The following is an 8,918-nucleotide window of genomic DNA, read 5'->3' as shown; positions in this document are numbered from 1 at the left end:
GTCGGGCTTGTGGCCCGCCCCGTGGGCTAGCTAGGATGGCCGCCAGTCAAGGGAATCCATAGCCTCCATGAATGCCACCAGCCCGTCGCCGCGCCAGGGCATCCTGTCGCTGAAAATCAAGGACGTGAATTCCCTGTACATCTCGTACATGCCGTTCCTGAAGACCGGCGGGCTGTTCGCCCCTACCGCCCAGCGCTACAACCTGGGCGATGAAGTGGCCCTCCTGGTGACCCTGATCGACGATAGCGAGCGCCTGTCCGTTGCCGGAAAGGTGGTATGGATCACCCCCGTGGGGGCGCAGGGTAACCGTACCGCGGGCGTGGGCATCCAGTTCAACGAATCGCCCGAGAGCGAGGCGGCCCGCCAGCGCATCGAGGCCCTCCTGGCCGGCACCCTCAATTCCGAGCGGCCCACCCAGACCATGTAACCGGCAGGCCGGCGTGAAAAACGGGTATTGCACCATCGTGGACCGGTTTTTCCTTCATTAAGACTTGTCGGCATACCTGCACGCACTGGTACAATAGATCGGTTCCCCAACGTGAGATTGTGGATCTCCGGAGTCGTTGGCGCGCCTGGCGCGTCGTCGCGGACCGGTCCATTTGGATCGATTCGAAAAAAGCTCCGGCGCCCCTAGCCGGACCGCTCGTCCCCGTCGACGGTCACTGATGCGCCCAGCGAGGCGCGGAGGTACGCAGCATCGTGCTCGCCCAATATTGGCCCGTCCTGTTGTTCATAGCCGTGGCCGTCGGCCTAGGCGTCGTCCTCATGGTGCTCGGCATGCTCGCCGGCCCGAAGCGTCCCGACGCGGAAAAGCTCTCGCCGTATGAGTGCGGCTTCGAGGCCTTCGAGGATGCGCGCATGAAGTTCGACGTGCGCTATTACCTCATCGCGATCCTCTTCATTATTTTCGACCTCGAAATCGCCTTCCTTTTCCCGTGGGCCGTGGTGTTCGACAAGATCGGCATCGTCGCCCTGGTGGAAATGGCGCTGTTCCTGGCGCTGCTCGTGGTCGGTTTCGCTTATGTCTGGAAGAAGGGAGCGCTCGAATGGGAGTGATGACCACCATCGACCGGGTGATGCACAACCCGGAACCGCTCAACCTCGTCGACGACATCATCCGTCCGAATGGCGACGCGCCGCTGCCGCAGCGCGGCTTTGGCGTGACCAGCGTCGACGCGCTGATGAACTGGGCACGCACCGGCTCCATGTGGCCGATGACGTTCGGCCTGGCGTGCTGCGCGGTTGTGATGATGCACGCGGGCGCGGCCCGCCTCGATCTCGACCGCTTCGGCGTCGTGTTCCGCCCCAGCCCGCGCCAGTCCGACGTGATGATCGTGGCCGGCACCCTGGTCAACAAGATGGCCCCCGCGCTGCGCAAGGTCTACGACCAGATGCCCGAGCCGAAGTGGGTCATCTCCATGGGTTCGTGCGCCAACGGCGGCGGCTATTACCACTATTCGTATTCGGTCGTGCGTGGTTGCGATCGCATCGTGCCGGTCGACATCTACGTGCCGGGTTGCCCGCCGACGGCCGAAGCGCTGATCCACGGCATCCTGCAGTTGCAGAAGAAGATCCGCCGCACCCACACGATCGCGCGCTAACAGGGCCTGCACATGAGCGTTAATAACGAGACCTCGCTGGTCGAACGCCTCGCCGCGCGCTTCGGCGACATGCTGACGGTGAAGGTCGAACGCAACGAAGTCACCGCCGAGGTCGCCCCGCGCGACCTGCTCGCCGTGGCCACCGCGCTGCGTGACGAAGCCGGCTTCCGCTTCACCGTCTTCATCGACGTGTGCGGCGTGGATTACCTCAGCTACGGCAAGACCGAGTGGGATACCGACACCGCCCAGGGCGAGAGCTTCTCGCGTGGCGTGGAAGGCCAGGCCGTCGGCCGCTTCACCTGGGCCGAGCGCCCGCGCCCGGCCGAGCTGCCGCGCCGCTTCGCCTCGGTGTACCAGCTGCTGTCGATCGAGCACAACCAGCGTATCCGCCTGCGCAGCTTCTGCGAAGACGACAACTTCCCGGTCGTGCCGTCCGTGACGGGCATCTGGCCGGGCGCCGATTGGTTCGAGCGCGAGTCGTTCGACCTGTACGGCATCATTTACGACGGTCATCCGGACCTTCGCCGCATCCTTACCGACTACGGTTTCGTCGGCCATCCGTTCCGCAAGGACTTCCCGCTCATCGGTAACGTCGAGGTCCGCTACGACGCCGAGCAGAAGCGTGTTGTCTACGAACCGGTTTCGATCGAGCCGCGCGTGCTTGTGCCGCGCACGATCCGCAACGATGCCGACCTCGATCAGGCCAGGGCGGAAGCCGCCGACCGCTGGCGGGAGAATTAAGCCGTGGAAGAAATCCGCAATTACACGATGAACTTCGGCCCGCAGCATCCTGCTGCGCACGGCGTGCTGCGCCTGGTGCTGGAAATGGACGGTGAGACCATCGTCCGTGCCGATCCGCACATCGGCCTGCTGCACCGTGGCACCGAAAAGCTCGCCGAATCGAAGCCGTTCAACCAGTCCATCGGTTACATGGATCGCCTCGATTACGTCTCGATGATGTGCAACGAGCACGCCTACGTGCGCGCCATCGAGAACCTCATGGGCATCGAGGCCCCGATCCGTGCGCAGTACATCCGCACGATGTTCGACGAGATCACCCGCATCCTGAACCACCTCATGTGGGTGGGTTCGAACGCGCTCGATCTGGGCGCCATGGCCGTGTTCCTCTACGCGTTCCGCGAGCGCGAAGAGCTCATGGACGTGTACGAGGCCGTGTCGGGCGCGCGCATGCACGCCACCTACTACCGCCCGGGCGGCGTGTACCGCGACCTGCCGGAGCAGATGCCGCAGTACCGCGAATCGCCGTGGCACAAGGGTGGTGACCTCAAGCGCCTGAACCAGTGGCGCGAAGGCTCGATGCTGGACTACCTCACGGAGTTCACCAACGACTTCCCGAAGCGCGTCGACGAATACGAACTGCTGCTCACCAACAACCGTATCTGGAAGCAGCGTACGGTCGGTATCGGCGTGGTCGACCCCGAGAAGGCCCAGGCCTGGGGCATGACCGGCGCCATGCTGCGCGGTTCGGGTATCGCATGGGACCTGCGCAAGAAGCAGCCGTATGCCGCCTACGACCAGATGGATTTCGATATCCCGGTTGGCGTCAACGGCGATTGCTACGACCGCTACCTGGTGCGCGTGGAAGAAATGCGCCAGTCGAACCGCATCATCCGCCAGTGCGTGGAGTGGCTGAAGGCCAACCCGGGCCCGGTCATGGTGCAGAACTACAAGGTCGCCCCGCCCAGCCGTGTCGAGATGAAGAACGACATGGAAGCGCTGATCCACCACTTCAAGCTCTTCACCGAGGGCTATGGCGTACCGGCCGGCGAAACCTACGCCGCCGTGGAAGCGCCGAAGGGTGAGTTCGGCTGCTACCTCATGTCGGATGGTGCGAACAAGCCGTTCCGCGTGCACCTGCGCGCGCCGGGCTTCGCCCACCTTTCTTCGATGGACGCGTTCGTGCGTGGCCACATGCTCGCCGACGTCGTCGCGATGATCGGCACCTACGATCTCGTCTTCGGCGAAGTCGACCGCTAAGTCGACGGAGTACACAGAATCATGAAAGCCACCGGTCATTTCGAGCAGGTGAAGGACGTCGATCCGATCGCCGTGCTCAACGATCACACCCGGGAGCATATCGACCACTGGGTCGGCAAGTTCCCGCCGGACCGCAAGCGCTCGGCGCTCATCCAGTCGCTGATGGCCGCCCAGGAGCAGAACCAGGGCTACCTCACCGACGAGCTGATCACCGCCGTCGCCAAGTACCTCGACCTGCCGCCGATCTGGGCGTACGAAGTCGCGAGCTTCTATTCGATGTTCGAGACCACGCCGGTCGGTCGCAACAACGTCGCCATCTGCACCAACATCTCGTGCTGGCTCAACGGCGCCGAAGGCCTCGTGCGCCATTGCGAGAAGAAGCTGGGCATCAAGACCGGCGAGAGCACCGCCGACGGCCGCATCTACCTCAAGCAGGAAGAGGAATGCCTGGCCGCCTGTGCCGGCGCGCCGATGATGGTCGTCAACGGTCATTACCACGAGAAGCTGACGACCGAATCGGTCGACGCGATCCTCGACGGTCTCAAGTGAGGTAAGGGCAATGGCTAGCACCACTGGTCCGGTCGGACCCGCACCCAAGGAACACCAGGTCGTCTACACGACCCTGCATTTCGAAAAGCCCTGGTCGCTCGAGAGCTACGAGAAGGTCGACGGCTGGAAGGCGTGGCGCAAGATCCTGGCTGAAAAGCCGGATCCGGCTGCGCTGATCGAAGAGATCAAGAAGAGCTCGCTGCGCGGCCGCGGCGGCGCCGGCTTCCCCACCGGCCTGAAGTGGTCGTTCATGCCGCGCAACGCGCCGGGCCAGAAGTACATCCTGTGCAACTCGGATGAATCCGAGCCGGGCACCTGCAAGGATCGCGACATCCTGCGCTTCAACCCGCACTCGGTGCTGGAAGGCCTGGCGATCGCGTGCTACTGCACCGGTTCCACCGTGGCCTACAACTACCTGCGCGGTGAGTTCCACCACGAGCCGTTCGAGCACATCGAGGAAGCCCTGAAGGAAGCGTACGCCGCTGGCCTGCTCGGCAAGGATATCGATGGCTCCGGCATCGACGTGGACATCTACAACGCCCGCGGCGCCGGCGCGTACATCTGCGGCGAAGAAACCGCGCTGATGGAATCGCTGGAAGGCAAGAAGGGCCAGCCGCGCTTCAAGCCGCCGTTCCCGGCCGGTTTCGGCCTGTACGGCCGCCCGACCACGATCAACAACACCGAGACCTACGCCTCGGTGCCGGCGATCCTGCGCAACGGCGCGGAGTGGTTCCTCAACATCGGCAAGCCGAACAACGGCGGCCCGAAGATCTTCTCGGTCTCCGGCCACGTGAACAACCCGGGCAACTTCGAGATCAAGCTCGGCACGCCGTTCTCCGAACTGCTGGAGATGGCGGGCGGTGTCCGCACGGGCAACAAGCTCAAGGCGGTCATCCCTGGCGGCTCCTCGATGAAGGTGCTGCCGGCCGACAAGATGATGGAATGCACCATGGACTACGACTCGCTGCAGAAGGCGGGTTCGGGCCTGGGTTCGGGTGCCGTCATCGTGATGGACGACAAGACCTGCATGGTCCGCGCCTGCCACCGCATCTCGCGCTTCTACATGGCTGCATCGTGCGGCCAGTGCACCCCGTGCCGCGAAGGCACCGGCTGGATGCACCGCGTGCTGTCGCGCATCGTCGAAGGCAAGGGCACGCAGGATGACCTGCACCGCCTGAAGGCCGTCGCCGGCCAGATCGAAGGCCACACCATCTGCGCCTTCGGTGAAGCCGCGGCGTGGCCGGTGCAGGGCTTCCTGTACCACTTCTGGCACGAATTCGAATACTACGTGCAGCATGGCCGTTCCATCGTGGATGGCCCGGCTGACACGGCCACCACTGGAGTCGCTGCATGAGTGCGCAGCCCGTAGCCAATGCCGCGCCGGATCTCGTCAACATCGAGATCGATGGCGTTCCGGTGCAGGTAGCCAAGGGGTCGATGATCATCCAGGCGGCGGATGCCGTCGGCATCGCCATTCCGCGCTTCTGCTACCACCGCAAGCTCCCGATCGCCGCCAACTGCCGCATGTGCCTGGTGGAGATCGAGAAGATGCCGAAGCCGGCACCGGCATGCGCCACGCCGGTGGGCGAGGGCATGAAGGTCTTCACCCGCTCGGACAAGGCACTCAAGTCACAGCGCAACGTGATGGAGTTCCTGCTGATCAACCACCCGCTGGATTGCCCGATCTGCGACCAGGGCGGCGAGTGCGAACTGCAGGACGTCTCGCTCGGCTACGGCCGTTCGGTGTCGCGTTACGTCGAGCGCAAGCGCACGGTGGCCGACGAGAACCTCGGCCCGCTGATCGCGACCGAGATGACCCGCTGCATCCAGTGCACGCGCTGCGTCCGCTTCACCAGCGAGATCGCCGGCACGTACGAACTGGGTGGCATGAGCCGCGGTGAGAACCTCGAGATCGGCACCTACATCGGCAAGACCATCGAGAGCGAACTGTCGGGCAACATCATCGACGTTTGCCCGGTCGGCGCGCTGACCAACAAGCCGTTCCAGTTCCAGGCGCGCGCCTGGGAGCTGGTGGCCCGCCCGTCCGTGGCTTACCACGACGCGCTGGGTTCGAACCTGTGGCTGCACACGCGCCGCGGCGAAGTGCTGCGCACGGTGCCGCGCGATAACGAATCGATCAACGAGTGCTGGCTGTCGGACCGTGACCGCTACAGCCACCAGGGCCTGTACGCGGCGGATCGCGTCAAGGCACCGATGGTCAAGCGCAACGGCCAGTGGGCGACCACCACCTGGGACGACGCCCTGTCGGTCGCCCGCGAGGCGCTGAAGAGCGTTTCGGGTGCCGACCTCGGCATCCTGGTGAACCCGGCGACCACGAACGAGGAGGGCGAGCTCCTCGTCCGCCTGGCGCGTGGCCTGGGCAGCGCCCATGTCGATCACCGCCTGCGCCAGCTCGATTTCGCCGATAACGCCTTCGCGCGTCCGTTCGCGTCGCCGATCGCCTCGCTCGACAAGGTCAAGTCCGCGCTCATCGTCGGCTCCGACCTGCGTTACGAAGTGCCGCTGCTCAACCACCGCATCCGCCAGGCGGCGAAGAAGGGCGCGAAGGTGTTTGCCGTGAATCCGGCGCACTTCAACTTCAACTTCGATCTCGCCGGCGAAGCCGTTGCGCCGCCGCACGAGCTCGTTGCCGAGCTGCTGCAGTTCGCCAAGGTCGCCGCTGAAAACGGTGCGGCCGTGCCGGAATCGATCGCCAGCGTGGTTAACGCGGCGACGACCACCGACGACCACCGCGCCGCGTACGCGGAGTTCGCGGTCGAAGGCGCCGTGGTGATCTTCGGCCATGCCGCCGCCAACCACCCGGAAGCCTCGTGGCTGCGTGCCATCGCGCGCTTCATCGCGCAGGCCGCGGGTGCGGCGTTCAACGAAATCCCGGCAGGTGCCAACGCCGTCGGCCTCTCCACGGTGGGCGTGCTGCCGACCGCGGGTGGCCTCGATGCGCGCGCCATGCTTGCGCAGCCGCGCAAGGGTTACGTGCTGTACAACGTCGAGCCGCCGTACGATTTCGCCGATGGTGCCCAGGCCGTCCAGGCCATGCACTCGGCGCAGACCGTCGTCGCGTTCGCTGCTTACGCTTCGGATGCCCTGAAGGATTCGGCCGACGTGATCCTCCCGATCGCGCTCACGCCGGAGCTGGAAGGCACGCTGGTGAACGCCGAAGGTACGGCCCAGGCCGTGCTCGCCGGTGCGAAGGCGCCGGGCGAAGCACGCGAAGGCTGGAAGGTGCTGCGCGCGCTGGGCGGTTCGCTCAATGTCGCCGGCTTCGAGTTCGATGACCTGGCGGGCCTGCGTGATGGCATGGTCGAGCGCACGGCGGATGTCCGCCCGGTGCTTGGCCAGCGTGCCGCGGCCGCTACGCTCTCGCGTATCGCCACGGTGCCGGTCTACCGCGGTGACGCCGTGCTGCGCCGCGCCGGTGCGCTGAACTCGCATCCGCTTAACCGCGCCGCCGCCATCCGCGTCAGCGCGGACGACGCCGGCAAGCTCGGCCTGGCTGACGGCGGCAACGGCCGCATCGGTGACAGCGTGCTTCCGGTGGTTGTCGATGCCGCAGTGCCTGCCGGTGCCGTGTGGATCGATGCCGCGCTTCCCGAAACCGCGATGCTGCCGCCGTACGGCGCCGCCATCACCCTGAGCAAGGCGTAACCCATGGCCGATCAACTCTTCGACCACCTCTTGCTGCCGGTGCTGTTCATCCTGGCGGTGGTCCTGCCGCTTGTCGTCACCGTCGCGCTCTACGTGTGGTGGGAACGCAAGGTGCTCGGCTGGATGCACGTCCGCATGGGGCCCAACAAGGTCGGCCCCGCCGGCCTGCTGCAGGCCTTCGCCGACGTCGTCAAGCTGCTCATCAAGGAGGTGGTGCTGCCGACCAACGCGAACCGGTTCCTGTACTTCCTGGCGCCGATGCTGGCCCTGGTACCGGCACTGGCGGCGTGGGCCGTGGTGCCGTTCGCCCCGGGCGTGGTGCTCGCCAACGTCAACGCGGGCGTTCTCTACCTGCTGGCGATGAACTCGATGTGTGTCTACGGCATCATCCTCGCCGGTTGGGATTCCAACTCGCTCTACGCGATGCTCGGCGCCATGCGCGCCGCGGCGCAGGTGATCTCGTATGAACTGTCGATGGGCATGTCCATCGTCTGCGTGCTGGTGCTGACCGGTAGCCTGAACCTCACCGCGATCGTCGATGCACAGCACGGCGGCCTGCTCAGCTGGTACTGGATTCCGCTGCTGCCGGTGTTCGTCATCTACTTCGTCTCGGGCGTGGCGGAAACCAACCGCGCACCGTTCGACGTGGCGGAAGGCGAATCGGAAATCGTCGCCGGTTTCCACGTGGAATACTCCGGTTCGCCGTTCGCGCTGTTCTTCCTGGCCGAATACGCCAACATGATCCTGGTCTCGTTCCTGACCTCGATCCTGTTCATGGGTGGCTGGCTGTCGCCGTTCCCGGAGAGCTTCGGCATCCTGGGCCACGCCAGCATCCTCTGGCTGTTCGCCAAGGTCTTCCTCTTCGCCTTCCTGTTCCTGTGGTTCCGCGCCAGCTTCCCGCGCTACCGCTATGACCAGATCATGCGCCTCGGCTGGAAGGTCTTCATTCCCATCACCATCGTCTGGGTCCTCGTCGCCGGCTGCATGAAGTATTTCGGCTGGGTCCACATCGGCACGGGAGCCTAAAGAGCCATGTCCCGCGTAACCCATTATTTCAAGAGCCTCCTGCTGCTCGAGCTGTTCAAGGGCATGGGCCTGACCATG

At 65.0% G+C, this 8,918-nt stretch carries 9 protein-coding genes; all 9 read left to right on the top strand.

Features of this window, described 5'->3' with window-relative positions; genetic code table 11:
- Positions 1 to 58 precede the first annotated feature (58 nt).
- The 9 genes from ACTHLF_RS13725 to nuoH all read left to right on the top strand — a co-directional run bounded on the left by ACTHLF_RS13725 (position 59) and on the right by nuoH (position 8,840).
- A complete protein-coding gene (locus tag ACTHLF_RS13725) occupies positions 59 to 427 on the top strand; it encodes a PilZ domain-containing protein (RefSeq protein ID WP_440327906.1) in 369 nt (122 codons plus the stop codon).
- A gap of 272 nt (positions 428 to 699) precedes the next feature.
- The gene (locus ACTHLF_RS13720) at positions 700 to 1,056 is read left to right on the top strand and encodes an NADH-quinone oxidoreductase subunit A (protein WP_440327904.1); all 357 of its coding nucleotides are present in this window, start codon (positions 700 to 702) and stop codon (positions 1,054 to 1,056) included.
- Positions 1,047 to 1,601: a NuoB/complex I 20 kDa subunit family protein gene (locus tag ACTHLF_RS13715; RefSeq protein WP_440327903.1), complete on the top strand. Its 555-nt coding sequence runs from the start codon at positions 1,047 to 1,049 to the stop codon at positions 1,599 to 1,601. Before ACTHLF_RS13720 ends, ACTHLF_RS13715 begins: the two co-directional genes overlap by 10 nt.
- A 12-nt stretch (positions 1,602 to 1,613) precedes the next feature.
- Positions 1,614 to 2,342 carry an NADH-quinone oxidoreductase subunit C gene (locus ACTHLF_RS13710; RefSeq protein WP_440327902.1) on the top strand — a complete coding sequence of 243 codons (729 nt, stop codon included), beginning with the start codon at positions 1,614 to 1,616 and terminating at the stop codon, positions 2,340 to 2,342.
- Between the two features lie 27 nt (positions 2,343 to 2,369).
- Complete coding sequence (locus ACTHLF_RS13705) at positions 2,370 to 3,599, top strand: NADH-quinone oxidoreductase subunit D (protein ID WP_440327905.1); 1,230 nt, start codon at positions 2,370 to 2,372, stop codon at positions 3,597 to 3,599.
- A gap of 21 nt (positions 3,600 to 3,620) precedes the next feature.
- A complete protein-coding gene (nuoE, locus tag ACTHLF_RS13700; RefSeq protein ID WP_429243081.1) occupies positions 3,621 to 4,148 on the top strand; it encodes an NADH-quinone oxidoreductase subunit NuoE in 528 nt (175 codons plus the stop codon).
- A 10-nt stretch (positions 4,149 to 4,158) separates the two neighbouring features.
- Complete coding sequence (nuoF, locus tag ACTHLF_RS13695) at positions 4,159 to 5,502, top strand: NADH-quinone oxidoreductase subunit NuoF (protein WP_440327901.1); 1,344 nt, start codon at positions 4,159 to 4,161, stop codon at positions 5,500 to 5,502.
- A complete protein-coding gene (gene nuoG / locus ACTHLF_RS13690; RefSeq protein ID WP_440327900.1) occupies positions 5,499 to 7,814 on the top strand; it encodes an NADH-quinone oxidoreductase subunit NuoG in 2,316 nt (771 codons plus the stop codon). Before nuoF ends, nuoG begins: the two co-directional genes overlap by 4 nt.
- A gap of 3 nt (positions 7,815 to 7,817) precedes the next feature.
- Entirely contained in the window at positions 7,818 to 8,840 is a 1,023-nt protein-coding gene (nuoH, locus tag ACTHLF_RS13685; protein ID WP_440327899.1) for an NADH-quinone oxidoreductase subunit NuoH, read from the top strand.
- Positions 8,841 to 8,918: the final 78 nt, after the last annotated feature.

It is taken from the genome of Luteibacter sp. (genome assembly GCF_051958795.1).
Taxonomy (GTDB): Bacteria; Pseudomonadota; Gammaproteobacteria; order Xanthomonadales; family Rhodanobacteraceae; genus Luteibacter.
The sequence above is the reverse complement of the archived record's forward strand: the minus strand, read 5'-3'. Positions and strand labels throughout refer to the sequence as shown.

Bases quoted from the DNA above. Each gene is read 5' to 3' on its own strand.
- nuoH (WP_440327899.1), top strand. From the start codon at position 7,818: ATGGCCGATCAACTCTTCGACCACCTCTTGCTGCCGGTGCTGTTCATC.
- nuoE (WP_429243081.1), top strand. From the start codon at position 3,621: ATGAAAGCCACCGGTCATTTCGAGCAGGTGAAGGACGTCGATCCGATC.
- ACTHLF_RS13705 (WP_440327905.1), top strand. From the start codon at position 2,370: ATGAACTTCGGCCCGCAGCATCCTGCTGCGCACGGCGTGCTGCGCCTG.
- ACTHLF_RS13710 (WP_440327902.1), top strand. From the start codon at position 1,614: ATGAGCGTTAATAACGAGACCTCGCTGGTCGAACGCCTCGCCGCGCGC.
- nuoF (WP_440327901.1), top strand. From the start codon at position 4,159: ATGGCTAGCACCACTGGTCCGGTCGGACCCGCACCCAAGGAACACCAG.
- ACTHLF_RS13715 (WP_440327903.1), top strand. From the start codon at position 1,047: ATGGGAGTGATGACCACCATCGACCGGGTGATGCACAACCCGGAACCG.
- nuoG (WP_440327900.1), top strand. From the start codon at position 5,499: ATGAGTGCGCAGCCCGTAGCCAATGCCGCGCCGGATCTCGTCAACATC.